Annotated in this window: 31 protein-coding genes; 24 read left to right on the forward strand and 7 right to left on the reverse strand. The window is 38.9% G+C overall.

What is annotated here, in order from left to right; translation table 11 throughout:
• Positions 1 to 280 precede the first annotated feature (280 nt).
• Positions 281 to 475, forward strand: coding sequence for a hypothetical protein (locus LBYS_RS18925; RefSeq protein ID WP_148225744.1), 195 nt, complete (start codon positions 281 to 283; stop codon positions 473 to 475).
• Between the two features lie 171 nt (positions 476 to 646).
• Here the strand turns inward: LBYS_RS18925 and LBYS_RS18930 are convergent, their stop codons facing one another.
• The 3 genes from LBYS_RS18930 to LBYS_RS01925 form a co-directional block, all read right to left on the reverse strand.
• Positions 647 to 886: a hypothetical protein gene (locus LBYS_RS18930; protein ID WP_013407219.1), complete on the reverse strand. Its 240-nt coding sequence runs from the start codon at positions 884 to 886 to the stop codon at positions 647 to 649.
• A 177-nt stretch (positions 887 to 1,063) separates the two neighbouring features.
• Entirely contained in the window at positions 1,064 to 1,504 is a 441-nt protein-coding gene (locus tag LBYS_RS01920; protein ID WP_013407220.1) for a cold shock domain-containing protein, read from the reverse strand.
• The gene (locus LBYS_RS01925) at positions 1,504 to 2,625 is read right to left on the reverse strand and encodes a DEAD/DEAH box helicase (protein WP_013407221.1); all 1,122 of its coding nucleotides are present in this window, start codon (positions 2,623 to 2,625) and stop codon (positions 1,504 to 1,506) included. The genes LBYS_RS01920 and LBYS_RS01925 overlap by 1 nt, the downstream gene beginning before the upstream one ends.
• A 142-nt stretch (positions 2,626 to 2,767) precedes the next feature.
• On the opposite strand from LBYS_RS01925, the gene LBYS_RS01930 reads away from it, so the two are divergent.
• Positions 2,768 to 3,838 (forward strand): lipase family protein, encoded by a 1,071-nt coding sequence (locus LBYS_RS01930; RefSeq protein ID WP_013407222.1) that lies wholly within the window; start codon positions 2,768 to 2,770, stop codon positions 3,836 to 3,838.
• A 32-nt stretch (positions 3,839 to 3,870) separates the two neighbouring features.
• Positions 3,871 to 4,251, forward strand: a complete 381-nt coding sequence (locus tag LBYS_RS01935; RefSeq protein ID WP_013407223.1) for a hypothetical protein — start codon at positions 3,871 to 3,873, stop codon at positions 4,249 to 4,251.
• Here LBYS_RS01935 and LBYS_RS01940 read toward each other — a convergent pair.
• A complete protein-coding gene (locus LBYS_RS01940; protein ID WP_013407224.1) occupies positions 4,229 to 5,302 on the reverse strand; it encodes a porin family protein in 1,074 nt (357 codons plus the stop codon). The two genes, LBYS_RS01935 and LBYS_RS01940, sit on opposite strands and share 23 nt — an antisense overlap.
• The gene (locus LBYS_RS01945) at positions 5,286 to 5,831 is read right to left on the reverse strand and encodes an RNA polymerase sigma factor (protein ID WP_013407225.1); all 546 of its coding nucleotides are present in this window, start codon (positions 5,829 to 5,831) and stop codon (positions 5,286 to 5,288) included. Before LBYS_RS01945 ends, LBYS_RS01940 begins: the two co-directional genes overlap by 17 nt.
• A gap of 536 nt (positions 5,832 to 6,367) precedes the next feature.
• Between LBYS_RS01945 and LBYS_RS01950 the strand changes: the two genes are divergently transcribed.
• The 9 genes from LBYS_RS01950 (at position 6,368) to LBYS_RS01990 (ending at position 14,490) form a co-directional block, all read left to right on the forward strand.
• Positions 6,368 to 6,733, forward strand: coding sequence for a c-type cytochrome (locus tag LBYS_RS01950; RefSeq protein WP_013407227.1), 366 nt, complete (start codon positions 6,368 to 6,370; stop codon positions 6,731 to 6,733).
• Positions 6,730 to 7,269 (forward strand): YceI family protein, encoded by a 540-nt coding sequence (locus tag LBYS_RS01955; RefSeq protein WP_013407228.1) that lies wholly within the window; start codon positions 6,730 to 6,732, stop codon positions 7,267 to 7,269. Before LBYS_RS01950 ends, LBYS_RS01955 begins: the two co-directional genes overlap by 4 nt.
• Positions 7,266 to 8,168, forward strand: a complete 903-nt coding sequence (locus tag LBYS_RS01960) for a DUF5777 family beta-barrel protein (RefSeq protein ID WP_013407229.1) — start codon at positions 7,266 to 7,268, stop codon at positions 8,166 to 8,168. Before LBYS_RS01955 ends, LBYS_RS01960 begins: the two co-directional genes overlap by 4 nt.
• Before the next feature lie 142 nt (positions 8,169 to 8,310).
• On the forward strand, positions 8,311 to 9,021 hold the full coding sequence (locus LBYS_RS01965; RefSeq protein WP_049781290.1) for an EboA domain-containing protein: 711 nt from the start codon (positions 8,311 to 8,313) through the stop codon (positions 9,019 to 9,021).
• A 61-nt stretch (positions 9,022 to 9,082) separates the two neighbouring features.
• The gene (locus LBYS_RS01970) at positions 9,083 to 10,024 is read left to right on the forward strand and encodes a TatD family hydrolase (protein WP_229310472.1); all 942 of its coding nucleotides are present in this window, start codon (positions 9,083 to 9,085) and stop codon (positions 10,022 to 10,024) included.
• Positions 10,024 to 10,884, forward strand: coding sequence for a UbiA-like protein EboC (eboC, locus tag LBYS_RS01975; protein WP_013407232.1), 861 nt, complete (start codon positions 10,024 to 10,026; stop codon positions 10,882 to 10,884). Before LBYS_RS01970 ends, eboC begins: the two co-directional genes overlap by 1 nt.
• Positions 10,884 to 11,990, forward strand: coding sequence for a 3-dehydroquinate synthase (locus LBYS_RS01980; RefSeq protein WP_013407233.1), 1,107 nt, complete (start codon positions 10,884 to 10,886; stop codon positions 11,988 to 11,990). Before eboC ends, LBYS_RS01980 begins: the two co-directional genes overlap by 1 nt.
• The gene (eboE, locus tag LBYS_RS01985; RefSeq protein ID WP_013407234.1) at positions 11,990 to 13,141 is read left to right on the forward strand and encodes a metabolite traffic protein EboE; all 1,152 of its coding nucleotides are present in this window, start codon (positions 11,990 to 11,992) and stop codon (positions 13,139 to 13,141) included. Before LBYS_RS01980 ends, eboE begins: the two co-directional genes overlap by 1 nt.
• Positions 13,120 to 14,490 (forward strand): alkaline phosphatase family protein, encoded by a 1,371-nt coding sequence (locus tag LBYS_RS01990; RefSeq protein WP_013407235.1) that lies wholly within the window; start codon positions 13,120 to 13,122, stop codon positions 14,488 to 14,490. Before eboE ends, LBYS_RS01990 begins: the two co-directional genes overlap by 22 nt.
• Before the next feature lie 246 nt (positions 14,491 to 14,736).
• Here the strand turns inward: LBYS_RS01990 and LBYS_RS01995 are convergent, their stop codons facing one another.
• Positions 14,737 to 15,141: a nuclear transport factor 2 family protein gene (locus tag LBYS_RS01995; protein ID WP_013407236.1), complete on the reverse strand. Its 405-nt coding sequence runs from the start codon at positions 15,139 to 15,141 to the stop codon at positions 14,737 to 14,739.
• A 115-nt stretch (positions 15,142 to 15,256) separates the two neighbouring features.
• Between LBYS_RS01995 and LBYS_RS02000 the strand changes: the two genes are divergently transcribed.
• Positions 15,257 to 15,589 (forward strand): winged helix-turn-helix transcriptional regulator, encoded by a 333-nt coding sequence (locus tag LBYS_RS02000; protein WP_013407237.1) that lies wholly within the window; start codon positions 15,257 to 15,259, stop codon positions 15,587 to 15,589.
• A 182-nt stretch (positions 15,590 to 15,771) separates the two neighbouring features.
• Here LBYS_RS02000 and LBYS_RS02005 read toward each other — a convergent pair whose 3' ends face one another.
• A complete protein-coding gene (locus LBYS_RS02005) occupies positions 15,772 to 16,155 on the reverse strand; it encodes a nuclear transport factor 2 family protein (protein WP_013407238.1) in 384 nt (127 codons plus the stop codon).
• Between the two features lie 117 nt (positions 16,156 to 16,272).
• Here LBYS_RS02005 and LBYS_RS02010 point away from each other — a divergent pair, with 117 nt between their 5' ends.
• The 11 genes from LBYS_RS02010 (at position 16,273) to LBYS_RS02060 (ending at position 26,476) form a co-directional block, all read left to right on the forward strand.
• Complete coding sequence (locus tag LBYS_RS02010; protein ID WP_013407239.1) at positions 16,273 to 16,620, forward strand: winged helix-turn-helix transcriptional regulator; 348 nt, start codon at positions 16,273 to 16,275, stop codon at positions 16,618 to 16,620.
• 525 nt (positions 16,621 to 17,145) lie between these two features.
• The gene (locus tag LBYS_RS02015) at positions 17,146 to 17,916 is read left to right on the forward strand and encodes a hypothetical protein (RefSeq protein ID WP_013407240.1); all 771 of its coding nucleotides are present in this window, start codon (positions 17,146 to 17,148) and stop codon (positions 17,914 to 17,916) included.
• A gap of 329 nt (positions 17,917 to 18,245) precedes the next feature.
• On the forward strand, positions 18,246 to 18,455 hold the full coding sequence (locus LBYS_RS02020; protein WP_013407242.1) for a helix-turn-helix transcriptional regulator: 210 nt from the start codon (positions 18,246 to 18,248) through the stop codon (positions 18,453 to 18,455).
• Positions 18,456 to 18,459: 4 nt separating this feature from the next.
• Positions 18,460 to 20,778, forward strand: a complete 2,319-nt coding sequence (locus LBYS_RS02025) for a sensor histidine kinase (protein WP_013407243.1) — start codon at positions 18,460 to 18,462, stop codon at positions 20,776 to 20,778.
• A complete protein-coding gene (locus tag LBYS_RS02030) occupies positions 20,771 to 21,217 on the forward strand; it encodes a hypothetical protein (RefSeq protein WP_041823379.1) in 447 nt (148 codons plus the stop codon). The genes LBYS_RS02025 and LBYS_RS02030 overlap by 8 nt, the downstream gene beginning before the upstream one ends.
• Positions 21,218 to 21,302: 85 nt before the next feature.
• Entirely contained in the window at positions 21,303 to 21,890 is a 588-nt protein-coding gene (locus LBYS_RS02035) for a hypothetical protein (protein ID WP_148225745.1), read from the forward strand.
• A gap of 5 nt (positions 21,891 to 21,895) precedes the next feature.
• The gene (locus tag LBYS_RS02040; protein ID WP_013407244.1) at positions 21,896 to 22,597 is read left to right on the forward strand and encodes a hypothetical protein; all 702 of its coding nucleotides are present in this window, start codon (positions 21,896 to 21,898) and stop codon (positions 22,595 to 22,597) included.
• Positions 22,594 to 24,432, forward strand: a complete 1,839-nt coding sequence (locus tag LBYS_RS02045) for an Eco57I restriction-modification methylase domain-containing protein (RefSeq protein WP_013407245.1) — start codon at positions 22,594 to 22,596, stop codon at positions 24,430 to 24,432. Before LBYS_RS02040 ends, LBYS_RS02045 begins: the two co-directional genes overlap by 4 nt.
• A gap of 311 nt (positions 24,433 to 24,743) precedes the next feature.
• The gene (locus LBYS_RS02050; protein ID WP_013407246.1) at positions 24,744 to 25,325 is read left to right on the forward strand and encodes a Crp/Fnr family transcriptional regulator; all 582 of its coding nucleotides are present in this window, start codon (positions 24,744 to 24,746) and stop codon (positions 25,323 to 25,325) included.
• 87 nt (positions 25,326 to 25,412) lie between these two features.
• Positions 25,413 to 26,045 carry a hypothetical protein gene (locus LBYS_RS02055; protein ID WP_041823381.1) on the forward strand — a complete coding sequence of 211 codons (633 nt, stop codon included), beginning with the start codon at positions 25,413 to 25,415 and terminating at the stop codon, positions 26,043 to 26,045.
• Between the two features lie 5 nt (positions 26,046 to 26,050).
• Positions 26,051 to 26,476, forward strand: coding sequence for a hypothetical protein (locus LBYS_RS02060; RefSeq protein ID WP_013407248.1), 426 nt, complete (start codon positions 26,051 to 26,053; stop codon positions 26,474 to 26,476).
• The last annotated feature ends 163 nt before the right edge of the window (positions 26,477 to 26,639 follow it).

Consider the following 26,639-nt stretch of genomic DNA (forward strand, 5'->3'; position numbering starts at 1 on the left):
ACATTGAGATTTCTTACCAAGCTTCTTTTGTTATTATTCACCCAGGTTGAGTGATATCAAGCTTTACTTATTTTTTTAGTCTCAGCTTCCGCACATAAACGTCTGCACTAAGTTTGACATCCGCTATTTCCTTAAGAAACAATCTGCCATATTTTTCTGCTTCCAAGGACTGCATATTTGATAGGGGATTATTGCCCTTCTTTTGTCCGGATTCGAAACAAAGACATCAGGTTTTGGTCCATTACCTTTTATGTAAGGTAAACTTTTAGATGCTTCATCATTGTCAGAATCTAGAGATTTGGAAAATGTAACGGCTTCATTAGTATTTTCAAGGGTTATTTTCCTAGATATGGAGCCTTTACCAACTGCTAACACCGCATTGTCTGTTAATATTATTTCCTTCTACGCAATTATTCTAGAACAGCATGTACAGAGCGCTTCTGTGATCCTGATCTCTGCTGGCAATAAAGATTAATCGCCGTTTTTTTACTTGTTGGGAAAATAATAGGTTGTGTTCCTAGTTCTTCACAGTTAAATGCGCTTATAGACAATGTCATTTTCTCCATTCCGCGCGCATTATATGATCCGGCATCAATATCTTTTGCACTAGGAGTGGCATAGCAATTTTCTTTGGCTACAATTACAACTATTGCTTTACTGGAGGAAAATTATAGATGGTGTCTGATTCGCCGTTGATGTATAACCTTTTGCAGAGGTCTATGTAAATATATGTAGTAGCTGCAATAATGGTTATACTTTGGGTGTTAGCTCCATGGTTCCACAGATAAGCAACCGCAGGAGTGGCTGCTAACACAGTAGCTTCGTTTTTCCAAAGCTGAGTAGGTCCGTTTATGGTGGTCGCAATAGGGGTAGGAGCAGTGATCACTACGTTAGTAGAGCTGCTGCATCCTCCCGCATCTGTGACCAGAACATGGTAAGTTCCTGCTAGAAGTCCGTAGACAGAACTCTTGTAGTATTATTTGCCCATAGATAGTCATTCGGTGCTGTACATCCCGAAACTACATCCGTAAATGAATATGGGATTTATTAAAAAAAGTCGGGCTTACGCTCCGACTTTCTCCACATTTATTGCTTTTAGTCCCCGATCAGATCGTTCCGTCTCAAAAGTAACTTTATCACCTTCTCTAAGTTCAACTTTCAGATCATTCGTATGGACGAAGATTCTTTCCTTGGTTCTTTCTTCTGTAATAAAGCCATAACCTTTATCACTAAAATAGGCCACTACTCCTTTCTTACGTGGATCTTCACCCTCAATAGGTGCAGCACCAAGTAATATATCTTCCAGAGCGATTTCCTTCTTAGGCTTACCAGGGTTAGGAGGGGTATTGGTGATGTTTCCGTTCTCATCCACATATGCCATCATGTCTTCTAAGCTCTTGCCTTTTTTATTGTTGAACTTGCGGTCCTCCATTTTTTCGGCCTTGTTCGCTCTTTTCTTTGCTTTTTTATCTCTGTTTTCTTTTTTTGAATAAGTTTCTGCCATTATGCTGTAATTGGGGACAAGACTTCTATCCTTATCCCGGTTAATTTTTGGATATTTTTAAAATCATTAAGTTCTTCTTGATCGCAGAATGAGACGGCTACTCCTTCTGCACCTGCTCTACCGGTTCTCCCAATTCTATGTACGTAGGTTTCGGGAACATTAGGTAGTTCATAATTGATGACATAAGGCAGTTCTTCAATATCAATTCCCCTAGCAGCAATGTCTGTGGCAATTAGGACGTTCAGTCGGCTGGATTTAAAGTCTTCCAATGCTCTCTGTCTTGCGTTCTGCGATTTATTCCCATGGATAGCTGCGGCAGGTATGCCTACTTTTCCTAGTTGTTTTACCAGTTTGTCCGCCCCGTGCTTCGTACGGGTAAATATCAAGGTTCTGTCCGTACTTTGGTCCTTCAATATATTTATTAATAAAGGCGTCTTTTCTTTCTTATCTACAAAGTAAACCCCCTGTTTTACGGTCTCTGCTGTGGAAGAAACGGGAGTCACCTCTACATACGCGGGATTGGTCAATATACTTGCTGCAAATTTTCTTATGCTTTGGGGCATGGTTGCGGAAAAGAACAAGGTTTGCCTTTCTGTAGGAATTTTGGTCAATATCTTTTTAACATCATGAACAAAACCCATGTCCAGCATTCTGTCGGCCTCATCTAGGACCAATGTGTCTAAACCGTTCAGCCTTACGAATCCTTGCGACATAAGATCCAATAGTCTTCCCGGAGTGGCAATGAGGATTTCTACACCTTGCTTTAGTTGGTTAACCTGCTTGTTTTGATTAACACCCCCAAAGATCACAGCATGGCTGATTTTGATATGTTTGCTATAAGCCTTGAAATTATCACCAATCTGTATGGCTAATTCTCTGGTAGGAGTTAGTATCAAAACCCTGATTTGTCTTTTGTTCTTTGGGTTTTGTAGGATTCTTTCCAATATAGGAATGGCAAAAGCCGCTGTCTTTCCTGTGCCCGTTTGAGCACAACCTAATAGGTCTTGACCTTGCAAAACTTTAGGGATGGCTTGCTCCTGAATGGGAGTAAGCGAAGTATAACCATACTCCTGCAAAGCTTGCGCCAGCGGAGCTGATAAATTCAAATTTTCGAAGTTCATAAATTGCGCAAACGCAAGGCCTGCAATAATCGGGAGTTAATGAGGGAGGAATGTGTATACTAGATTATAACAAAAAGTCTGAGTAGAATAATTCCATTGGATGAATAATTATCAGTAAATTGGCTTTCCAACTTTTTAAACCATGCGTTTCATTGCCCTTTTATTGATTGCTACCAGTAGCTTTGCACAAAATTTAACTCCGGGTTTCAATTCTCAAGAATACAGAGAACTCATGCATATTTTTGCGGAAACCTCTTTAGATAGTTCTGGAAAATACCCTCCTTATCCCGGATGGACCCGATTGATTCGTTCCCAAGAAGTAGGTTTAGATAATCTCTGGGAATTATGGTCACATACTTCAGGTAAGCACTTGATCTGTGTTAGAGGTACCACAATGAAGGGGGAGAGTTGGCTGGAAAACTTCTATGCCGCTATGGTTCCGGCTCAAGGAACCTTAAAACTTAATTCAAGTACTGAGTTTAATTACGATTTGGCTCAGAATGAGCGGGCTGCAGTGCATGTGGGTTGGTTATTAGGCATGTCTTATATGGCTTTGGATTTGGATCCAAAAATAGACTCTCTAATGCAAGCCGGGGTTAAAGATCTGCTTGTCATGGGGCATAGTCAAGGTGGAGCTATTTCCTATCTCCTAACCAGCTATTTGAAAAGAAAGCAGGCAAAAGGTTTGTTGCCTACTGATTTGGTGATAAAAACCTATTGTAGCGCAGCGCCTAAACCGGGCAATCTTTTTTATGCTTACGAATACGAGTCTAGTACTGCCGGAGGCTGGTCTTTTAATGTGGTAAATCCAGCCGACTGGGTACCGGAAACTCCTATTTCCATTCAGACTTTGAATGATTTTACGCCTGTGAATCCCTTTATTCATGCTAAGTCAGCAATTAAGAAGATGAAGTTTCCACAGAATCTGGTACTAAAAAGGGTGTATAAAAAATTAGACAAACCTACCAGAAAAGCGCAGAAGAACTACGAGAGATATCTGGGAAAGATGGCTTCGAATTTGATTAGAAAATCCCAACCGGAATATCTTCCGCCTGCATATTTTACCAGCAACCATTATGTTAGGACCGGACAAATGATCGTCTTATATCCAGATGAGAAGTACTATGAACTTTATCCGGCAGATCCGAATAAGCCGTTTGGGCATCATGGACTTGGGCAGTATTTGTATTTGTTGGATCAATTGGCAAAGTAAAACTTTATCGCCTGAATGGATGTTAAAGGAATATGAAGAAGTTGGTAGGTGCAGCAATAGTAGTCTTAGGACTTATCTTTTATAATTTTTTCAAATTGCCTAATCGCGCTGATTTGCCGGGTAAGTTTGAAGAGAAGGCTTTTGTAAGAAATGAGAATAATTTAGGTACAGTCTTACTGTATTATGCCTTTACTGTGGGTGATACTTTAAATGCAGATTATCAAGCTTTAGGGAAAACTCTCCCTTTTAATAAGACAAATGGTATCACTACTGCATTCTTTTTTCACGGTGAAGCTCCTGATAATTTGAGTCTTGAACCGCCACATTTTGACACCACCAGGTATGAAGTCCTGAAAACCTTGACCATAGATAAGGTGGGGAATAGGGTACTTACTGATGGGTTAAGCCTATAATCAAGGCTACTCCTCCTGATTGAAGGGGTATATTTCCATATCCTATACCTGTAATTGGTATTTGATAGAATGGACGTATGCCCCAATTCTTTTTAGAGTAGGTCACCGCTAGGTCAATCACCCCAAAATAGTGCTGATTTTCCCCTTTGATCACATACTCTTTATCTGGGGAATGCTCGTACTGCATGGTGTATTTTTCTTTGAGCATGAAATAGCTGGAAGCGCCGGCGTTTAGTTGGAAGCTTTGGTCTTTTTTGTTCCAAAGGGTGTAATTTATACCCACAGGTACACTTAAAACTTCACAGATAGCTTTCACATCTGTAGGATCATAGTAACCCTTACTTGAGGTGGAGTAAAAGCTATAGGGGGACTTATAGTTCTTGCGGGAATAAAAGGCTCCGGCAGATACACTCCAACGTTTCGTCAGAGGGTAGGTGTAGGCCAGGCCTACATTTGCACTAAGAGAATTTTGTCCGGCTCCTCGCACACTTGTTAAATCCGGTCCGGCTATGAGTCCCAAATGGCCCCAGTTGGTCCGTTTTTTGGGTAGATCATTCACCTCTATAAAGGTTGATTCGGTGAAGTTCAAGAGTTCAGGGAAATTTGGATGGATATAGACTGGAAATGGGAAGGATTTAGGTTCAAGGGGCTTCAATGCTAGTTGGGTAGCAGGTACAGAGATGTCTTTAGGACCTTCCCATGTAACGGATCTTTCTATGATTTTGCGTTCTGGCTTTCGGTCTATTTTGGCTGCAGATTTAGAAATAACTTTATTGAGATCAAGTTCTTTTGGTCCTATAGTTGGGGCCTGATTTCCTTCCTTTTCTTCGGTTTTATTCGTTACGAATTCCTCCTTTTTAGAGGTAGTTTGATGGGGTATTCTTAACCAAAGGAATGCACCTATCAAGATTATGGCTGCAGCCCAGGGCAAAAGGATAAGTTTATTTCTCTTTTTGGGCAGGCGGGGTTCCAGGAGCTCCCAGTCCTCCTCGCGGAAGGCATAGTGTGCCTCTCCTAAGGTCTTCTTAAAAAGCTCATCTAATTCCTTCATAATCGTCTAATTTTGGACTAGTTTTTTCAACCAATTTGCTTCTGGCTTTTGACAAATTGGATTTGGATGTTCCTACGCTAATCTGCAGCATTTCTGCAATCTCTTCATGCGAATAACCTTCTACCACATGCAGTAAAAATACGGTTCTATAGGCGGGACTTAATGATTCTATCATTTTCATCAAATCCTCATATTGGAGGTTTTCCAAATTCCAATGCACCTCCTCCTGTTCCACACTACTTAATTCTACGGTTTGAAAGCGAAGGGAAGATCTGTAGAAATCAATGGCCGTATTTGTCATTATCCTTTTGAGCCATGCTACAAAAGGGTATTTAGGGTCATAGGAGTCTAATTTGGTGAAGACCTTATAAAAGCCATCATTCATCACCATTACAGCATCATCTCTGTTCTGAGTAAAGCGCAAGCAGACGCCCATAGCAGCCGAATAAAAGAGTTTATATAGCTCCTTTTGACTCCTCCTGTCATTTTTTTTGCACCCCTCGAGGATCTGCTGTAAATCTATCTCCACAAAGGCTTAAATTCTAGTGTGTTATGTATGTGTACACTATGAGATACGAAATAAAACTTCAAAAGGTTGCCTTAGAAATATTTATTTTTTTTAAGCAACCTTACCATGGTTCCTTTTCGTATCTACTTCTAAAAGAATACTCTAGGAAATAACATACCCTGCTTTTTTTGATTGTTGGCTTTGACCTTGCTGCAGAGTTACAGTTTGATTTAAGCTTCAGAAATGAGAAGACACAAGGTTAGAAGATGAAGAAATGACTATTTATATGCTGCTGCAACAAATGTTGATTCAAATGGTGAAGGTACTGGTCTTAGATTTTCTGCGGCATGTCAAATCACACAGGAACAGCCATTAATGCATGATTAGTTGAGGAGATTCTTGGTGTAGGCAGCAGTAACCCCTCTGAATCCAAAGAATGGTTCTCATTTTTTGGACAAGAATGAGGAGATAATAAAAGGATACATATTCGATTTCGGCCCGTAGGCTCTATTAAAAGGGAAACAATTCGGTAAAGTTAAAATAAATCAAAAATACCTATGAAAAGGAAATTGTTGATCGTCGGGATTGCCGTCATGGTTCTGGCTTGTTCGAGCGACAAAGCGGAGGAAGTTCCTCCCGTAACGAATCCGCCTTCAGGTGGTAATAACGTGACGGCGGAAAATGTGAGCTATAAGAACTTTGCAGGAACTTTCTTTGCCAATAAATGCAACGCTTGCCATGCAAATGGAGGTGCCGGAAGCTCGCACTGGGTTTTCTCCGGTTATGCGTCAGTGCAGAATAATGCGGAGAAGATTCGAAATGCCGTTTTAGTCAATAGAATAATGCCTCAAGGCGGATCACTCACTGAGCAAGAGCGGACTTTGTTAGATGCATGGTTTAAACGAAATCTTCCTGAAGAATGATGAAATGTGGTTTGATGCTGGGTGTGTTATGGGTGGTCTGTCTCCCGCTTTGGGGGCAGACCCTAACGTGTAAAAGCGCAGAGGTGTCTTTCTTTAGTTCAGCACCTATGGAAGACATTGAGGCTAAATCATTGACGGCTGTGGCAGCGCTGAATGCCAGTACTGGTGATGTAGTGTTCAAAGTGAAGAATACCTCTTTTCAGTTTGCTAAGAAATTGATGCGCGAACATTTCAATGAGAATTACATGGAAAGTGAAAAGTTTCCCATTTCTGAGTTCAGAGGGAAGTTAGCTGACGCTTCTATTCTGCAGAAGCCGGGGAAATATACCGTTCCGGTTACAGGCTCACTTCAAGTCCACGGAGTGACTAAGGTATACGAAGTAAAGGTAGACTTAACTGTGGAAGAAGGAGCTATCCAAAGCCATGCAAGCTTTCCCGTGAAGGTTGCAGACCACAATATCAAGATACCCGCTTTATTAGGGAAAAATATAGCAGAAACAGTAAAAATTACCATTAAAGCACGTTTTACACCATGAGATATTTCTTTTTTTTCATAGTCATATGTTTGGGGGCACAGGCTCAGGAGATAGGATTTGATGAAGATAGAAAGGAAAAGGTTAGTGCCACTTTTAAATCAGGTTACCTAATAAATCTCAAAACCACAGAGACCATACATAAAAAAGAGTTGGATTTTAGGGTGGATCACCGATTTGGAGATATAGCAGGCAAGGCGGGTGGAGCCAAAACGTTTTTCGGATTGGATCAGTCTACGGACATACGGATAGGATTTGATTATGGTCTGACGGATAACCTTACAATAGGCATAGCTCGTGCCAAAGGTGCAGGTACAGCTATCCAACTCCTCGAAGCTAGTGTTAAGTACAAGTTTCTGGAACAAGGTTTGAATCAAGGTTCTCCTATTAGTGCAGCTTTTTTTGGTTCTGCGGTCAGCAGTGGTATGGATCCTTCTGATGATCCGTATTCCCCGGTGGCATTTCAGAAAGGGATACATAGGCTTCAGTATGTCTCACAATTGATTTTGGCACGAAAGTTTAGTTCTTCGTTTTCTTTGGAAGTCCTGCCCACCTATGTTCATAGGAATTTTACTGCATTCGGTGATCAGAATGGATTTTTTAGTTTGGGTGTAGGAGGAAGATTAAAGATGACAAAGAGGATGGCGCTCGTAGCGGATTACCAATTGCCTTTCCGAGATACTGAATATCTGGAGAAGGTTTGGGGAAATAAGTACTACAATGCTTTGGGGCTAGGTTTGGAGTTGGAAACCGGAGGTCACGTTTTTCATCTGAATTTCACGAATGCTACTGCTATTCAGGAGTCGCAAATTATCACGGAAACCACCCGATCCTGGGGGAAGGGTGAGTTTAGGTGGGGCTTCAGTATTGCCAGGAGGTTTTCTTTTGATAAGAGTAAATAGGCTAACCTACTCATGTTGTAGATGCTTCCATATGGGAGCATTTTTTTTTATTCTACTGAGTGAAATGACATATCCTATTAATTGGAGAATTGTTTCAAAAAGGCATGAGCAAGTCTTTGGAAATACATATATTTACTGCGAGATGAAAGAGACGGATTTTTTTCGGTGCATAGCAGTACATGCATCCGAGTCTGAACTAAGTTATGTAGAAAAGGCGGTATCGCCAGTACGATTATTTGTGGCTGCGCATAGAGGTATTTCGAGAAAGCTTATCTCTATGGAAGAAATATTGGGTTTTCCTTGTCAATGGACTTTAGATAGATTAGTTAGAGTGTATGCTTTAACTCAGATGTCAGAAATGGAAATGGAGTCCTTGTGGGATACAGCGGAAATAAATGAGTCTGTAGCTCTCTATTCCTCTCTCATGTATCTAAAATCTCCTGAAAAATGGGTTTACAGAGGAACGGAGGCTGTAAGATCTAATATCGGAGATGTATTTGATGCCATTGCCTTTGAAAATTTATATCCCTCTAAACATTTTTCGGAAGCCCAGTGGAACCAGTTGGTTTTGAAATGCATCTTCAACGATAAGGGTATTCATAGAATTTTAGGCTTGAATGAGAGAAAGAATATGCTTTTGGCAAGTTCTATATCGGATTTTGCTCATGAGCGCTGGGCGGCAGGTCGGCAAGTGCCGGCACAAGTGTGGCGTTTGGTAGATGGATTCGAGTATGAAGGAAAGATGGAGGACCTCAGGGAATTGAAGAAATCCGGTAGGGTGGAAGATCAGATTGCTTTGGCCATATTGGAGAATGATGAAAAATATACTTGGTCAGATTTAGAAAAGGAATAATTACATGTGTCAAAAAGAAGGTAATTTTCCCTCTCATTTTGAGGGAACAGAAGAGGAAAGGATGATCGCGGGGAAATTAGATGCAGACTTCCGCGACTATATAAAAGATATGAGGTTTTTTGATCCTCATATCCACATGACTTCACGTACTACGGATGATTATCAAGCCTTGGCTGAAGCGGGAGTTCGAGCCATCATAGAACCAGCTTTCTGGCTGGGACAGCCTAGAACAGGAGTATCCACGTTTAAGGATTATTACAACAGTTTGATAGGGTGGGAGCGTTTTCGTTCTTCTCAATTTGGTATTAAACATTACTGTACCATAGGTCTCAATTCCAGAGAAGCGAATAATGAGGCTTTGGCAGAGCAGGTGATGGAGATTTTACCCCTATACATTTACAAGGAAGGTGTAGTTGGAGTGGGTGAGATAGGTTTTGATGACCAAACGGAGGCGGAAGAAAGATATTATCGTTTGCAACTAGAATTGGCAAAAGAGGCTGCTCTACCGGTTCAGGTTCATACACCCCATCGAGATAAGAAGAAAGGAACGGAGCGGAGTATGGCTATAGCCTTAGAGCATGGACTAGATCCAGGTATGGTGATCATAGATCATAACAATGAAGAGACGGTTAAAAGTGTTCTGGATCAAGGTTTTTGGGCTGCGTTCACCATTTATCCATTCACTAAAATGGGGAATGAAAGGATGGTGGAAATCGTGAAGAAGTACGGATCAGAGAGAATAATGGTGAATTCTGCGGCAGATTGGGGTATTTCAGATCCCTTAGCTGTTCCTAAAACGGCAGCTTTGATGAAAATCAAGGGAATCCAAGAGGATGATATTATTAAGGTTACTTATCAAAATGCCATTGACGCTTTTGCACAAAGTGGGCAAATTCTAGTGTCAGAATTTGAAGATGGGATGAAGATTGATCAGAGTTTAAAATTTAATGGAAATACCATTTTAAGAGGCGGACAATCGCCGGATAATATCCTTATACGCTAATGGTAAGAACTTATTTGCAGTTGATTCGGCCCGCTAATGTAGTGACTGCTTTCAGTGATGTCTTAGCAGGAGCAGCTATTGTAGGTGCCTTGATGGAGCCCTCTATGCTTTGGCTTTGCTTGTCAACCGCCTGTTTATATGCGGGGGGAATTGTTTTCAATGATTTTTTTGATGCTGAACTAGATGCAATAGAAAGGCCAGAAAGGGCCATTCCTAGCGGGAAGGTTTCTTTGAAAGCCGCTTTTGTTTTGGGTAGTTTACTTTTTATCATAGGGGTGATTTCTGCCTACCAAGTATCGCTGCTTAGTGGCCATTTAGCTGTTTGCATCGTGATCTTATGTCTTTTGTACGATAAATTCAGTAAGCATAATGGCTTAATAGGTCCTTTGAATATGGGATTATGTAGAGGCTTTAATTTTATTCTAGGTATGAGCGTTTGGCCCGAAGGTCTTAGTGAATATTATTATTTAGCCATTTTTCCCGTGGTTTACATAGCTGCCATTACCATGGTAAGTAGAGGTGAGGTACATGGAAGTAGTAGAGGTGTATTAATCTTAGCCAGTATTTTGTATCTTATTGTGGGCGCAAGCCAACTTTCTTTTGCTTTTATTCAAGATACCTGGTTTATGGCTTTTCCGCTGGTAAGTATTCATTCGTATTTGATATTTAAACCTCTGGTATTGGCCTATCAAGATCCCATAGGTCCGAATATAGGGAAAGCGGTGAAGGCAGGGGTTCTGTCACTGATTGTCATGAATGCAGCATGGATAGGAGCTAGCGGACAAATTTATATGGCAATTCTTGTGTTACTTCTCTTGCCCTTATCCCTCTTTTTATCCAAGTATTTTGCAGTGACGTAATGAAAGTTATAAATCAATCTTTTCAAGTTAGCTATGAATACCCTGTAGTCTTCACTCGAAATCTTTTTGGGACATCCACTTTACGTGAATTTCTGGAAAATTACGGGGAAAAAGCCTATAGAAAGAAGGTATTATTTGTGGTGGATGAGGGGGTGTTTAATGCGCATCCTCATATAAGTTTTAAGGAATATTGGCCTGGAGCAGGATTACTTGTGGTGCCGGGTGGTGAGAGAGTGAAGAACCATTCTGACTCATTAGAGAAAGTTCTAGCTGCTATTAATGAATATGGGATTGATCGGCATTCTTTTGTTTTAGCAGTAGGAGGTGGAGCGGTCTTAGATATGGTAGGTTATGCTGCTGCTATTGCCCATAGAGGGGTGAAGTTGGTTCGAATTCCTACCACGGTACTTTCGCAAAACGACTCGGCGGTGGGGGTTAAGAACAGTATCAATTACTTTGGTAAGAAGAATTTTCTTGGAACATTTGTTCCACCGGTGGCGGTATTTAATGATTTTGATTTTCTAAGGACCTTATCTCCAAGAGATCAGATTTCGGGTATAGCGGAAGCCGTTAAGGTTGCTTTGATTAAAGATTTGGACTTCTTTGAATGGTTAGAAAAAAATGCAAAAAATCTCAGGGAAGGGGTGGAGTCTATCATGGAGGAGCAAATCATCCGAAGCGCTGAACATCATTTGGCACATATTCGAAGCGGAGATCCATTTGAACTTGGTTCAGCTCGACCTTTAGATTTTGGCCATTGGGCTGCGCACAAATTGGAATATTTAACTGGATTTGAAGTAAGGCACGGGGAGGCGGTGGCTATTGGAATTGCTTTGGATGTTTGCTATTCTCAACTTATGGGATTCATAAAGGAGGAGGATAGGGACAGGGTATTACAGGTATTGCAGAGCATAGGGTTCTCGCTCTATCATCCTGTTTTGGATAATAAAAACCATTTATGGGAAGGTTTAAATGAGTTTAGAGAACACTTAGGTGGTATGCTGACTATAACTCTTTTAGAAAAATTAGGTAAAGGTATCGAGGTACATGAAGTGGATTTTAACAAAGTAATATTGGCACTAGATCATCTAGCCACAATAAAGTGATGAAACATATAGGATATTGTACAAATATACATCCGGGTGTAAGTTGGGAAGAACATTTTTCCATACTTCGTTCAAGTATTCCTGTGATTAAAAAGGCAGTATCTCCGGATATGCCTTTTGGTCTTGGTTTAAGATTATCCCACGCAGCCAGTTTGACCCTTGATATTGATGCATTCTCAGCATGGTTAAAAGCGGAAGGGTGTTATGTTTTTACCATGAATGGTTTTCCATATGGTGAATTCCATGGAGCCGTAGTAAAGGATCAAGTACATGCGCCGGACTGGACCACTAAGGAAAGGAGAGATTATACCATTCGGTTGTTTGAAATTCTAGCTAAACTTTTACCCGATTTTCTTGATAAAGGGGGAGTATCTACTTCACCCTTGTCCTATAGGTATTGGTGGAAGGACGAGGTAGCCCTGAAACAAGCAGTAGAACTTTCTACTCAGCATATTTTAGATGTAGTGGAGGCCTTGGTTAAAATCAAAGAAGAGACCGGGAAAAGTCTTCATCTTGATATTGAGCCAGAGCCTGATGGTGTACTAGAAAACAGTGAAGAATTCATAGATTGGTACATGAATACTCTTATTCCTAGTGCCTGCAAGAGGTGGGCAGGGGGAGAAGCGCTAGTGAAAGAACACGTGCAATTGTGCTTTGATATTTGCCATTTTGCTGTGGAATTTGAGGAGCCGGAAGCGGCGGTGAGAAGATTAGGAGAATTAGGTATTAAAACAGGTAAGATACAGGTTAGTTCAGCGCTAAAGGTAGATTTAAAAACGCGGGCCGAAGAGAAACTCGCGGTATTAAAGCGTTTTGATGAGCCGGTTTATTTGCATCAGGTGGTAGCCAAAAGGCTCGACGGTAGTTTTGAGTCCTTCCGTGATTTAGGGGAGGCCTTTGAAGCTTATGAAAATTACAAATTCGAGGAGTGGCGTATACATTATCATGTGCCTCTGTTTGCAGATGAGTATTCTGAGCTTCAATCAACCCAAGGAGAAATAATCAAAACCTTCCAAGTCCTGAAAGATACTAATTTTACAGATCAGCTCGAGATTGAAACTTATACCTGGGGAGTTCTTCCTCCAGCATTGCAGGTTCCTTTGAATGATTCCATAATTAGAGAAATAGCATGGGTAAAAAGACAGTTGTAATTGATATTGTAGGATTGAGCAAAAGTGTGATAGGAGAGCACACACCTTTTATCAAGACTTTCATGGAAAAAAACTGTCATGCCACGGTAGAACCCGTGTTCCCAGCAGTAACCACTACGGCTCAATCTGTATATTTAACCGGAAAGCTACCGAGAGAACACGGGATTGTAGGGAACGGATGGTTTGACAGGAAGGAGAATGAGGTGAAGTTTTGGAAGCAATCTAACGGACTGGTAGAAGCGGAGAAAATCTGGGAAAGAGCCAAGTTAATTGATCCAGATTTTACATGCTCCGTCATGTTTTGGTGGTACAATATGTATTTGAGTGCCGATTATTCTGTTACCCCTAGGCCGCAGTATCATTCAGATGGTTTGAAATTGCCGGATTGTTATTCTTTTCCACCAGAACTGAGAGATGAGTTGCAGGATAGGATAGGAACATTTCCCCTGTTTCATTTTTGGGGGCCAAATGCTGATATTAGATCTTCCAGATGGATAGCAGATGCCTCTTTGTATGTGGATCAAAAATTTGATCCCACGCTTACTTTAATCTATTTACCACACTTAGATTATGGTTTGCAGAAGTTCGGTCCGGACTTAGCTAAGATTTCTAAGGAGCTTAGAGAAGTGGATCAGTTGGTAGAAGAGCTGGTAAATTATTATCAAAAGAAAGGTGCTCATATCGTTTTACTATCTGAGTACGGAATTAATCCGGTATCCAGACCTATACATATCAACAGAATTCTGAGAACTGAGGGGTATATCAAGGTTCGCCTTGAGAGCGGCAGGGAACTATTGGATGCAGGAGCATCAGATGCATTTTCAGTGTCTGATCATCAGGTGGCACATATTTATATCAAAGATCAAAGGAAAAAGGAGGAGCTAAGGGGACTTTTTGAAAAGATAGATGGGGTGGCGCAAGTCTTGGATTCTAAGGAAAAGGAGGAAATGGGTCTTGATCATGAGCGTGCAGGAGATTTGGTGTTGATGGCGGATACAGATGCATGGTTTACATACTATTACTGGTTAGAGGACGGTAAAGCTCCGGATTTTGCTAGGTCTGTAGAAATTCATAAAAAGCCGGGTTATGATCCTGCTGAGATGTTTTTGGATCCGCACCAACCTTTGGTAAAATTAAAGGCAGCATATAAACTAATCAGGAAAAAGCTGGGTTTCAGGTACCGAATGGATGTGATAGGTTTAGACGCCACAGTGGTGAAAGGGTCTCATGGAGCCATTCATGCCGGCGAGCAGTTTGATCCTGTATTTATTTCTGATTTTCCGATAGCTGAACGCAGATTAAAATGCACCCAGGTATATGATAAGATTTGGGCAACTTTAGCATTATAATTTCAAGAGGTGAATAATCTTGTACGAATGAGCGATTGACTATTTTGGGTTATAAAGGTAGAATCAGTGAAATGATTATCAAGCGATTGTGCATTCAAAACCCAATGCTAAGTTTGCAAGATTTTAAGCTTGGAAAGATTGCAATAGAGATAGTAATGGGCTGTGCAAGTTAAGAAAAATTAGAGCCCCAGAATCGACAGAATTCTGGGGTAATTTTTTACTTGATAAGAACGGTGGAAAAGGTTTTTAGTTTTCTGAAGCAAGGTTCCAAAACTGATCTTCCTGCTCAATATGCTCTGAGAATAACCATACTTCCGTTATCTTGCCGTTTTCCACTTTAAGAAGATCTATGCCCTTCATGGAAAGGGTTTTGTCCTTCTTTTCTGCTTTGAAGTGTATGGAGGCAGTTACTAGGTTATCGTTAGCGGTAAGATAATCTATTTGGTCAATGCTGAAGGATCCTTCGCTCCACTTCATGAGATTACCAAGATGTTGGAATACCTTTTCTTGTCCTTGATAGGTTCCAGATTGTACGCCTTGACCCGGTTGGTGCCAGATGACATCTTGGGATAAAAGTTCTGCTACTTTAGGGAAATTCCCTTGGGCTACCGCTTCAAAATAGGCGGAGACTAGTGCTAAGTTGTGTTCCATAAATGATTGTTTTTATACTGCAAAATTCGGAGGTAATAGTTACTTTTGCAAGTACTTACCTTTTGGTATAGTACTATAGTTTTTTCGGAATAGTTTGATAATCAGAGCTAAAGAAATGAAAATAAATATTTCAGACGAGAATTGTCCCTTGAGGAGGACACTGGAATTGATCAGTGGGAAGTGGACACTTTTGATCATCTATCAGATCAATGAGAGGGTGGTCAGGTACGGGGAGTTAAAGCGGAATATAGTAGGGATCAGTGAGAAGATATTGATCAGTCAATTGAAGTTCTTAGTGGAAAAGGGTTTAGTCCAAAGGACGGTATACCCAGAGATTCCTCCAAAGGTAGAATATACCTTGACGGAAGTGGGGAAGGAGCTTTTACCCATAGTCTATTCCATTATAGATTTTGGTTTGGAACATGTATTGGGAGGGAAGAAGGATTAGGTAAAAAATATTTGGAAATGTCCAGAATTTTTTGTAACTTTCTATAAGGGATGATATGCGGAAAAACTTTTCTCGTGCTTATTAATCCTTTAGAATTATAGAAAAAGCCTGCAGATCTTTCTACAGGCTAGTGGTTAGGGGCAAAAGATAATGATGCTGCGGGTGGATTTGGTAGCGATCTCCTACATGCCACCATATTCTTCAGGTGCTGCGGAAGTGGCAAATTCTTCCATTCGGGTGATCTTTTGATCTTTTACGGTATAGATCTGTACCCAAGTATTTTTCAGGTCAGCCCCATCTTTTTTAAAATGTTCTTTCCCCAGTACTACTATCTTGTTTTCTGTTTCTATGTATTCGTCTCTTTGGAAATAGATGATCTCAAAGGCATTGAGGTTGAAAGAGAAGAAACCTCTGGCTCCATCTGTGCCTTTGAATTTGGCTGCGGGCATCTTTTGGGTGCCGTGATAGATCAGTGTGGCGTCTTCGCTAAACGTGTTTACAATTCGTTCCAGGTCCTTTGCTTCAAAGGCGGAAAACATTTCATCTACTACAGTTCTTGCGCTCATTGTGTTTGAATTTTAATGTCCAAAAGTAGGGGTGTTTTCGTGCATTTATGGCATTACTTCCCTTTAGGAAAGTGCTATAATTCAGTATACTTAAGAGCGGATTCTTATATTTGTAGTATGGAATTTTGTCATTTTAGAAAGAGCTCGGTAAAGGACGGAATGGATCTTTTAAGCGGGAAATGGAAGATCCACATCATAGGCACACTGCTTTATGGAGGGAAGATGCGATTTATGGATTTGCAGAGGGAGGTGAAGGGCATAGGAGCAAAGATGCTTTCGAAGGAATTGCAAGACCTGGAAGCGAATCAACTGCTCATTAGGACCGTGGTTTCCAGTAAACCTATTACCGTGGAGTATGAATTGAGCGAGTTTGGTAGATCATTAGAACCGGTCATAGATGCCATTGCAGAGTGGGGCATGAAGTACCGATCAGTTATGATGGACCGAGAGATTCCCCACCCCTAGGGTCGAATGGCAATTCCACCAAATCCCCGACGATCAAATCCCCCGCCACCCGTAGGGTTGAATGGCAATTCGACCGAATCCCCGACGATCAAATCCCCCGCCACCCGTAGGGATGAATTGCCATTCGACCTAACATATCCGGTTCATTTGACGAATAGAGGAAGGGATTCGCTAACGGCGTTATTTCTATGAAAATTATGGCATTTGATGATTTTGAATAGTCTTATTTTCATTTTGTACGTATATAGAATTGGGGTGGATGGGGTAGCAAAATGTGGTGTGGTTTGTTTCAAGATGGAATAAAATGGGGAGCTTATAACACTTTAATATTTCCTTTTTTATAAATTTAGAAAAAATAAAAGGCTGATGATTAGCTTAGTTGCACACTTCGACAAGCTCAGTGCAGGTCGACAAGCTCAGTGCAGGAATTGAAAGTTTTGGCTTTCCACTCCGCCACTATTGCCAATAGGCGGACCGTTATGCACAAGTGTAAATCGACAACCACCTATTAGCAAACAAACGACAATGCCAATTCAACATAAATTCTATCAGACAAATTTTGGAAATGGTTTTGAAACTCACAATGCCATTTTTGACATAACTCCTTATAAGCCTGAAGTAATGATTGTTGGGACTTTTAATCCCGACACACCTAATGCAAATTTTGCTGATTTCTTTTATGGCAGAAACTTTTTTTGGACAGCTTTTAAGAATTTGTTTATTCACAACGCAGTTGTAATTCTAAACAGAAGAATGCCGCCAAACGGTATTCCACCTGCTATACTCAACCCGACATTACAAGAGATATTTCAGCTATGTTTAAGATTAAAACTGACATTCTCCGACTTAGTTCTTGAGGTCCTACATAACAACAATCCAAATTACCAATTGCTTCCAAATGATAATGTGATTTTCAATGGAGTGGAATATAATTTAATACAAGACGGACAGAACGGAAATGTCGGCGGCTTGCAACAACTAAACGCATTAGGACAAGTTATTTGGAATACACAAAATATAATAAACTACTTATGCGACAATCCACAAATCAAGGCAATTTATTTCACAAGACGACCGACAGGTATTTGGGCTGCTCAATGGAACTTAATCGTTAATCATCATTGTATGGCAGGGCGATTTTTGACAAATATTTTTTCACCATCTGGACAAGGTTTGGCAGGAAATCCAAGAATGAATGCCCTTTTACATCATTGGGTTCATAATAATAATCCAAACTTTGGACAACTTGATAACAATTGGCTATTAAACAATGGTGTTAACCTTAACAATTTTTAAAATGACTATAAGAACACCTGTGCATAACATCGTATTGGCAATAGTGGGGCTGACAGTTGTAAACTCAACATTTGTATTTCTATTGGGCATTAGTGCAAATGTTGGAATGACGTTTTTCAAATGCCCCACCATCGCCAATATGTAAAACTTTAGCACTCAATCTAAAAGACCGACACGACCGACAATTAACGAACAGAAAATTGACAGATAAAATGACAACCCTTCGCAAAATTAAAAGAGCAGCATCCCAACGCTCACAGCCAACGCACCAACCGAAAGACGAATTAGTTTCACATAAAATCAATATCTTTGCACCGAATGCAATTTAGATGAGTCGAAAAGCAATAAATAGAATAAAGGTAGTACTGGTTGAGAAGAACCTAAGCAGTAAATGGCTTGCGGAACAACTTGGTAAAAACGAAGCAACAATTTCTAGGTGGTGCACTAATGACGTACAACCTACTTTGAATACATTAGCTTCAATTGCTGAATTACTTGGTGTTCAGATTACTGACTTGATAAACAACGAACAGAAATAAATAAATGGATAATGCAACTCAAATATTAGAACTTAAGAAAAAGCTTTCTGAAGAAATTCAGAAGGAAAGTTCCGATAATAATGTGATTTTAGCTCTATCTAGTGAGATTGCAAAACTTGATGATAGTCAAGTTAGATTTTCTGTTGACGCGGGAATAATAAACAGACTTGGAAAAGAATTAGTAGGAAAACACGAAACAGCAGTTTCTGAATTAGTCAAAAACGCTTTTGATGCTGATGCAACAGAAGTCAATTTAGTTTTTGAAAACGCTTGGAATGCTGGCGGTACGGTGACCATTGAAGACAATGGAACCGGAATGACAAAAGACCAATTGATTAACGGTTTTATGAGACTATCCTCTTCGGATAAAATTCATAATCCAGTTTCTGATAAATATAAAAGAACAAGAGCAGGAAGAAAAGGAATTGGTCGTTTTGCAACTCAGAGATTGGGAAGTAGATTAACGATTATTACTCACACAGCTAAGAGTGAATCATCAATTAAAATATCCATCAATTGGAATGATTTTGAAACGGACAAGGATTTACTGAGTGTCTCAAATAACATTGAAGTAATCCCAAAGTCGAAAGTAGAAGGTACTACATTAATTATTGAAAACCTCAGAGATGGTTGGTCAGATGCTATGATTAGAAGGGTTTTTAGATATACCTCTGAACTTCTACAACCATTCCCATTATCAAAAAAGAATAAAGATGAAGCAGAATCATCAATAGACCCAGGCTTTAAAAGCTACTATTTCAGACAAGAAGGACAAGAATTAATTCCAATTATTGACGAAGAAGAAGCAATTTTTAAACACGCCCTTGCTGAAATCGAAGGATATGTATTAGATGACGGTCAAGGATGTTGGGCATTGAAAAGTGATAAACTTAATTTTCCTCAAGAAGTCTTTCTTATAGGTAATGATGATAAGAACCGAGAAAATACTGATGCAAAATTTAATCTTATAAAAGGGCTTCATTTCAAAACTCACTATTTCATTTATGAGCCATCTCTGTTTGCACCAGGAACATATACGTTCATTCGTGATTTGAGTTATGAAACAGGTGGAATTAGATTATATAGAAATGGATTCCGTGTACTGCCTTATGGAGAGCAAGGGGATGATTGGTTGGGATTAGATAAATCCAATAACAGACAAATTATTTTAGCACGCCATATGAATAGAAGTTTCTTTGGATTTGTTGAATTACAAGACAAAGAAGGATTATTTGAAGAAACTTCAAGTAGAGAAGGTTTAATTGAGAATGATGCCCTTAAGGAGTTAGTAGACTTTGTTTATAGGTCTATTATAAGTGCAGTAATTAAAGTAGCAGAATTAAGAGATAGAAAGGCAACTGCATCGCAAAAGAATTTCAAAAGAAAGGAAGTTGACCCTACAGAAAAGGCCGATAACGCAGTAAAGGAACTAGAGGAGTTCTTCACAGAGGAGGAAACAAAAGAAAATTCTTCTGAAAAATCTGGTACAGGCAAATCAAAAGAAAAAGCAAAGCAGGTTTTTGAAGAGTTTAAGCAAGCACGAGAAGAAGAAAAGAGGAAAAATCAAGCATTAATTGATGAAAACAATATGCTTAGAATTCTTGCAGGACTTGGCTTAGTTATCGGTGAGTTTATTCACGAGGTACATAGGTTTCTCCCTGGGTTTGATGCAGAAATAAGCTTTTTGAAAAATGCTGTGAAGGACATAAAAGGTGTATATGAAAGAGTTGAATTATTAGGTACTAATATTAAATCATTCACTTCTTATACTTCGTATTTTGATAAAGCGATTTCCAGAAATGTAATACGTGAACTCCAACCTATTGAATTGAGAGATGTCGTTAAAGACTTCAGTATTGTAATTGATAACAATCTAAAAAGGGCTAATATAAAATTGGAAAAACCAATTTTTGATGGGTATGATTTGTTCACTACACCTATGCACCCATCAGAGTGGGCATCTATATTATTTAACCTTTATACCAATTCTAAAAAAGCTATTGTAAGGAAAAAAGTGGATGGAAAAATCCTTATTCACTGTGGCAAGGATGAAAAGAATGTTTTTCTTGAATTTTCAGACAACGGTGATGGAATCCCAAAAGAGAATGAGGATGTAATTTTCAATGCCTTCTTTACAACTACATCAGCAGCAAACCACTCTGGGAATGACGCAGAAAGTTTAGTAGGTACCGGACTAGGATTGAAAATTGTAAAAGACATTGTTGAATTCTACGGAGGTGATGTATATGTAACTAACTCTCCTGAATCCTACAGTACTACTATAAGAATTGAAATTCCTAAAAATCAAAAAGAAGATGAGTAAACCAAGATATTTATATATAGATGATGAAAACGGAAGTTCAGAAATTTCAACTCTTAATGGCTTCAATGACACTAAAATAGTTGAAGTTGCCAGGTTTAACTTATCCGCATTTCGTGATTTTGGAAGTTTGAAAAAAGAGCTTGAAAGAGCTTGTAATAGTAATGAGTTTGATGGGTTAATTATTGATTTGAGATTAGATGGTGCAGGAGAAGACAGAACTGAATTCAACGCCACCGCAATAACCTCAGAACTTCGTTCAATTTCCGCTCGTGGTGATATACGCTCTTTTCCAATTGTCCTATGTTCTACTGAGGAGAAAATTAAACAAACGTACGATTCCGATAGAACTAGCCACGATTTATTTGATTACAAGCTAAGCAAATCGAACCCAGAGCCTGATTGGATAAAAAATTTCAACCAAATTAAAATCGCTTGCTGATGGGTATATCTGGATTCAAGCTACAAAAAGAGACCCTGCCGAAATCATTGGTATAAGCAAATTAGAAGTCATAGATGAGAGAATCGTGGAAAAGCTTTTAAACTTCTCTGTTACTTATGATTTTACACATTTTGTTATTAAGAATTTTTTCCATCAAACAAATCCTCTCATAAACGAGAGGATGTTAGCAGCTAGATTAGGCATTGATTTAGCCAAAACACCTTCAGAAGTTTGGGAGAGATTTTGTATTACGGTTTTAGATGGCTTTAGATATAAAGGTTTGTTTGCGGAAGGCTGGAAACGTTGGTGGGCGGATGGATTAGTTGACTGGTTTAGTCATATTTCAGGTGAAAAGCTAGCTTTTTTGAACGCGGAAAATCGAGTAAAAATTTTACACGCCAAAACTGGTTTTCAAGAACTTGTACACGCTTCTCCTTTGAAATTTTGTACAAGTTCAGAATTTTGGTCAATCTGTGAGGGATACAAAGTGCCAATTGACCCTTTGGAAGCTTTCAAGATTCATACTACTGCGGATTTAAAACCTTGGCAAGAAAGTAAGGTGATATCACTACTGGCAATTTTAGAAAGAGAAGGCTTTGTCGACAGAGGATTAAAACCACATCATTCTGAAATGGAAAGAATAGAATTTATTAAGAAAGAAATAGGATTATAGAAGATATGAAAAATGAAGCTTTTATATCTAAAAGGAAAAAGGATGTTACGGATTTCCTGTCAATCCTTAGCAACCTCTCCATTTCTTATGGTTCAGTTGATTTTAAAAATCATTTACCTAATGGATTCTGGGGCTATACTATTTCAAATATTAAATTCAAGGTTGATCAATCTACCTTAAAACATATAAGCCCAACTGGTTTTACAAATGTTGAAGTTATTATAGAGTTAGACGTAGAATCTAAAATTAGTGAATGGGATAAGTTAAACGACCCCTTTTGTTCTTTAAACTTTAGAAGTCTTATTAGAGGTACTAATTCTAAAACAGGCAAAGTCCATTACTTAGGTTTTCATATAGATAGACACAATGGTGGTAAAACAAATGAAATTCACCCTTTGTATCATTTGCAATATGTTCAGAACAGTAAAATAAAACCCAAAGAAGAATTTGACCACGGAGAAACATTGCAATTAGATGTTCCAAGAATGATGCATTTACCTATGGAATTGATTCTTGGAGTGAGTACTATTTTATCAAATTTCTCTCCATCAACATATTCAAAACTTATTGAAAATAGACAATTTGTAAACCTTTGTAAAGATTATCAAGAAAAAATTTGGCGACCTTATTTTAATTCGCTGGAAAACTTTTGGATTAAGAACCCAATGGAGTGGGATCCTAAATTAAATTGTCCATATTTAGTATGAGAAATGCATTCAAATATTTAAGTCAATATTCTACAACTCCAAAAGATGTAGACAGGCTTATTATTTCCGCATTTCTTGAAATCAACAAATTAGAGCTAAAGAAAAATAAACTACTTAAATCGTATTCCATAAGTAGCAAAAGTCAGGATGAACACTCATCACTTCTGAAATTTATATCAGCGATTTGTACAGATACAAAAGCATTTGGGTTCGAAGAACTGATAGAACTTTTTGAATTTGTGATTTCTCCTGCTGACAGAATCATAAACGGTGCGATTTATACACCTCAAAAAATCAGGACATTCATTGTTGAAGAAGCGTTTAAGAAAAATAATGCCATAGACAATTCGATTAAAATATCCGATATCGCAATGGGTTGCGGTGGATTCTTATTCAATGCATCGATTGAATTAAAAAAGAGAACAGGCAAAACTTTCTCAGAAATATTTAGAGACCACATCTTCGGTTTAGACATCCAAGAGTATTCAGTTAATCGAACTAAGTTGCTTCTCTCCTTATTGGCATTGCAATCAGGAGAAGATATAGAAGAATTTCAGTTCAACTTATTTCAGGGTGATTCCCTAGATTTTGATTGGAATACTGCGATAGCTAACTTCAATGGATTTTCCATTATTCTAGGAAACCCACCATATGTTTGTGCAAGAAATCTTGAAAAAGAAACTAAAGAAAAATTAAAGAATTGGGAGGTTTGTCAATCTGGCAATTCAGACCTATATATTCCATTCTTTCAAATTGCAATTGAAAATTTGGCTGAAAATGGTACTCTAGGATTCATTACTATGAATTCATTTTTCAAAAGTTTGAACGGAAGGGCATTAAGAGACTATTTTCAAAGAAATGAACTTGCCATTTCAATTATAGACTTTGGCTCTGAGCAGGTTTTTAAATCCAAGAACACTTATACGTGCATTTGTTTCATTGAAAACAAGGAACAGCAATTCATTTCGTACACAGAATCAGCAACAAAAAAGCTGGCGGGTAAACTCACTTTTAAGAAAATAAAATACAACATTCTTGATTCTAAAAAAGGTTGGAATTTAAAGGACAACAAGACCATTTCTAAAATTGAATCAACAGGAATTCCTTTTGGCGAACTATATCAAACTAGACACGGAATTGCGACATTAAAGAATGATATTTATATATTTAGACCAGTAGACGAAGACGAGAACTTTTTCTATCTACAAAACGGAAGTCTTTACAAGATTGAAAAAGGCATTTGCAAGGATATTGTAAACTCGAATAAGTTAAGCCGTGAGATAAGCTTAAACAGGCTCAAAGAGAAAGTTATCTTCCCTTACGACCAACAAGAAAAACCCAAACTTCTTGATGAAAAATTAATGAAGGAAAGTTTTCCAGAAGCTTATAAATATTTGCAAAACAAAAGAAAGATTTTAGCAGAAAGAGACAAAGGAAAAGGAAACTATGAAAACTGGTTTGCTTTTGGACGAACTCAATCGTTAGAGAAGATTAAAAACAAAATGTTCTTCCCAAAGTACTCGGACAGGACACCAAATTTTATTATTAACTCTGATGACGATTTACTTTTTTACAACGGATTAGCAGTTATAGGTAGCTCGGAGACTGAAATGAAAATCATAAAAAAGATAATGGAATCCAATATCTTTTGGTATTACATCAAGACAACAAGTAAGCCCTACTCTTCTGACTATTATTCATTGAACGGAAATTACATTAAGAATTTCGGAGTTTGTGAGCTGACAGATAAAGAAAAGAAATTTTTAATTAAAGAGACTGACCAAAATATATTGAATGAATTTTTTGAGGACAAGTATAAATTAAAAGTAAAATAAGCCAACGCATTTGGTGGCACATTTGCAAAACCGCTCAAGCCAACACACAAGCCAAGTTTTGCAAAAGAGCCACCAAGCCAACGCACAAAGGCAGTGCAACATGGACAGACAATAATATGACAGAAAAGAAGCACGAACCGGTAACAGCGTGTTGCCTCAATTGGCGGTGACGTGCAAAATAGAAGCTGCGTGCTCCTATCAAATTTTTGTGCAGGTTGACAGTGAAGTGCTTCCAAATCGCCAACTGCGGCAATACCCGAAAACGCTATGGGCAACCTTAAACGACAATCCGCAAGAACAACAAACAGACAATGGACGAATTTAATATCTTTAAATATTGGCTGACACAGGTTTCTTTTCTGACGGAAAAGGACTGTTCGCTTTTTGAACCATTTTTAAAGACAAAACGACTTAAAACAAAAGACCATTTTCTAAGTGCGGGAAAAGTTTGTCAGCAAATCGGTTTTGTAAATAAAGGCTGTTTCAGGACATATTATATTGCAGACGGCAAAGAAATCAATACACATTTTACATTTGAAAACGAATTTGTAACGGACTACGACAGCTTTTTACAAAGTAAACCAAGTCGTTATTTCATTCAGACATTGGAAGACACTGAAATTGTAACATTCAATTTGCCAGCGTTACAAGATGCCTACAACCAATCACAAAATTGGGAACGCTTTGGCAGAATGATAGCCGAGCAATCTTACAAAATGACAACCCAACGAGTTGAAAGTTTTTTGTTTTTAGACGGAGAACAGCGATACCTTGACTTGCTTAAAAATCAACCGCACATTTTTGACAGAATACCGCTTTATCATATTGCTTCTTATTTAGGACTTGAACGTGAAAGCTTAAGCCGTTTACGAAAAAAGATTGCAGGGAAATAACGATTGTAACATTTGTCAATCTCTTCCTCATTTGCCTTTGAGACTTTTGCAGTGTAAAATTTAATGTTTCACTAAAAAAGTTTTAAATTGAAAAAGGTAATTTCTTCTGCAACAGCAATAATATTTATGGTTTTGACAAGTTGCAGCACTTCAAAACAAGTAACCGTTCCGCTTAGTCGTTCGATTGAGCAGGACGATACTTACACGATGATTTGGAATGGTATCAGCAAGGCATACCGTTACGAAAATGGACAATGGCTAAGAGCCGAAAGTTACGATTACCAATTTGACGTTGTTCAAAAACGCTACGACAATCATTGGAAATCCGTTAAATCACTACACCGCATTCACCCCGATTATGACGGTAAAGCGGGCGACCGTGACCAGACAATGTATTTTGAAGTTGCTTACAAAAATCTGATTGATGGAAAAGTGCAAGCAACAATCAATTCATCATTGGGTAACGGAACGGGAACAACCGACATCGAGTTTCGCAAATCCGTTTTGACAATGTATGTTCCCAATGCAAGTAAGTTTATGCCGTATAACAAGTTTAGAATTACACAGCATTATGACTATGAAAAAGGCATACTGACCGAAACCGTTGAACTCATCAAAGAGAAAGACGGCAAGGAAATACCGTTTATGAAAAACGAAGAAACCGCTTTGATTTTTATAAAAAGCAAATTAGACAAAGCACCAACAACTTTTAAACAATAATAAGTATGACAAGCGAAGCAAGAAAAATAAGCGGTTACATTTTACTTTCCGTTCCGACAATTATTTACGGTGGGTATTTTTTGCTCACCGTTTTAAGCGGACAACAGGAACAATTGCAACTGACGGACTTTCAGAAATCAATGTTCCGAGCAGGACACGCCCACGCAGGAGCTTTAGTAATTCTTGCATTGTTGGTTCAACTTTTTGCCGACCACATCGCATTATCCAACACTTGGAAATGGATTGCCAGGCTTTCATTTCCAATTTCAGCAATTACAATTAGTTTGGGCTTTTTTGCAGCAGCTATCGGCAGAGAAATTACCGAACCGACAGGACTGATTTTCATTTTGTATGTTGGCATTGTAATACTGACTTTGGGACTTTTGACATTGGGAATTGGACTAATCAGACAGAAGAAAGGCAGCCTATAAAAAGGGTTTGACGAAGTGCGGGGCGAAGTGCTTCGTATGAACATTTGTGCTAAATTTGAACTTTGGTGCTTCGATGGAAGAGTAGTGCTAAAAGTCCCGCACTTCGCCAAGCCCCGAACCGTTTAGCCGCAAGCCAAGAACAAGCATTCCGCAAAATCCCTTT

Source organism: Leadbetterella byssophila DSM 17132, from assembly GCF_000166395.1.
GTDB lineage: Bacteria > Bacteroidota > Bacteroidia > Cytophagales > Spirosomataceae > Leadbetterella > Leadbetterella byssophila.

Bases quoted from the DNA above. Each gene is read 5' to 3' on its own strand.
- LBYS_RS02005 (WP_013407238.1), bottom strand. From the start codon at position 16,155: ATGAGCGCAAGAACTGTAGTAGATGAAATGTTTTCCGCCTTTGAAGCA.
- LBYS_RS01980 (WP_013407233.1), top strand. From the start codon at position 10,884: ATGAAAGTTATAAATCAATCTTTTCAAGTTAGCTATGAATACCCTGTA.
- LBYS_RS02050 (WP_013407246.1), top strand. From the start codon at position 24,744: ATGGACGAATTTAATATCTTTAAATATTGGCTGACACAGGTTTCTTTT.
- LBYS_RS01940 (WP_013407224.1), bottom strand. From the start codon at position 5,302: ATGAAGGAATTAGATGAGCTTTTTAAGAAGACCTTAGGAGAGGCACAC.
- LBYS_RS01965 (WP_049781290.1), top strand. From the start codon at position 8,311: ATGAAAGAGACGGATTTTTTTCGGTGCATAGCAGTACATGCATCCGAG.
- LBYS_RS01960 (WP_013407229.1), top strand. From the start codon at position 7,266: ATGAGATATTTCTTTTTTTTCATAGTCATATGTTTGGGGGCACAGGCT.
- LBYS_RS01935 (WP_013407223.1), top strand. From the start codon at position 3,871: ATGAAGAAGTTGGTAGGTGCAGCAATAGTAGTCTTAGGACTTATCTTT.
- LBYS_RS02060 (WP_013407248.1), top strand. From the start codon at position 26,051: ATGACAAGCGAAGCAAGAAAAATAAGCGGTTACATTTTACTTTCCGTT.
- LBYS_RS02010 (WP_013407239.1), top strand. From the start codon at position 16,273: ATGGAATTTTGTCATTTTAGAAAGAGCTCGGTAAAGGACGGAATGGAT.
- LBYS_RS02000 (WP_013407237.1), top strand. From the start codon at position 15,257: ATGAAAATAAATATTTCAGACGAGAATTGTCCCTTGAGGAGGACACTG.
- LBYS_RS02015 (WP_013407240.1), top strand. From the start codon at position 17,146: ATGCCAATTCAACATAAATTCTATCAGACAAATTTTGGAAATGGTTTT.
- LBYS_RS01950 (WP_013407227.1), top strand. From the start codon at position 6,368: ATGAAAAGGAAATTGTTGATCGTCGGGATTGCCGTCATGGTTCTGGCT.
- LBYS_RS01995 (WP_013407236.1), bottom strand. From the start codon at position 15,141: ATGGAACACAACTTAGCACTAGTCTCCGCCTATTTTGAAGCGGTAGCC.
- LBYS_RS02025 (WP_013407243.1), top strand. From the start codon at position 18,460: ATGGATAATGCAACTCAAATATTAGAACTTAAGAAAAAGCTTTCTGAA.
- LBYS_RS02040 (WP_013407244.1), top strand. From the start codon at position 21,896: ATGAAAAATGAAGCTTTTATATCTAAAAGGAAAAAGGATGTTACGGAT.
- eboE (WP_013407234.1), top strand. From the start codon at position 11,990: ATGAAACATATAGGATATTGTACAAATATACATCCGGGTGTAAGTTGG.
- LBYS_RS02020 (WP_013407242.1), top strand. From the start codon at position 18,246: ATGAGTCGAAAAGCAATAAATAGAATAAAGGTAGTACTGGTTGAGAAG.
- LBYS_RS02045 (WP_013407245.1), top strand. From the start codon at position 22,594: ATGAGAAATGCATTCAAATATTTAAGTCAATATTCTACAACTCCAAAA.
- LBYS_RS01925 (WP_013407221.1), bottom strand. From the start codon at position 2,625: ATGAACTTCGAAAATTTGAATTTATCAGCTCCGCTGGCGCAAGCTTTG.
- LBYS_RS01930 (WP_013407222.1), top strand. From the start codon at position 2,768: ATGCGTTTCATTGCCCTTTTATTGATTGCTACCAGTAGCTTTGCACAA.
- LBYS_RS02030 (WP_041823379.1), top strand. From the start codon at position 20,771: ATGAGTAAACCAAGATATTTATATATAGATGATGAAAACGGAAGTTCA.
- LBYS_RS01990 (WP_013407235.1), top strand. From the start codon at position 13,120: ATGGGTAAAAAGACAGTTGTAATTGATATTGTAGGATTGAGCAAAAGT.
- LBYS_RS01970 (WP_229310472.1), top strand. From the start codon at position 9,083: ATGATCGCGGGGAAATTAGATGCAGACTTCCGCGACTATATAAAAGAT.
- LBYS_RS01955 (WP_013407228.1), top strand. From the start codon at position 6,730: ATGATGAAATGTGGTTTGATGCTGGGTGTGTTATGGGTGGTCTGTCTC.
- LBYS_RS01920 (WP_013407220.1), bottom strand. From the start codon at position 1,504: ATGGCAGAAACTTATTCAAAAAAAGAAAACAGAGATAAAAAAGCAAAG.
- eboC (WP_013407232.1), top strand. From the start codon at position 10,024: ATGGTAAGAACTTATTTGCAGTTGATTCGGCCCGCTAATGTAGTGACT.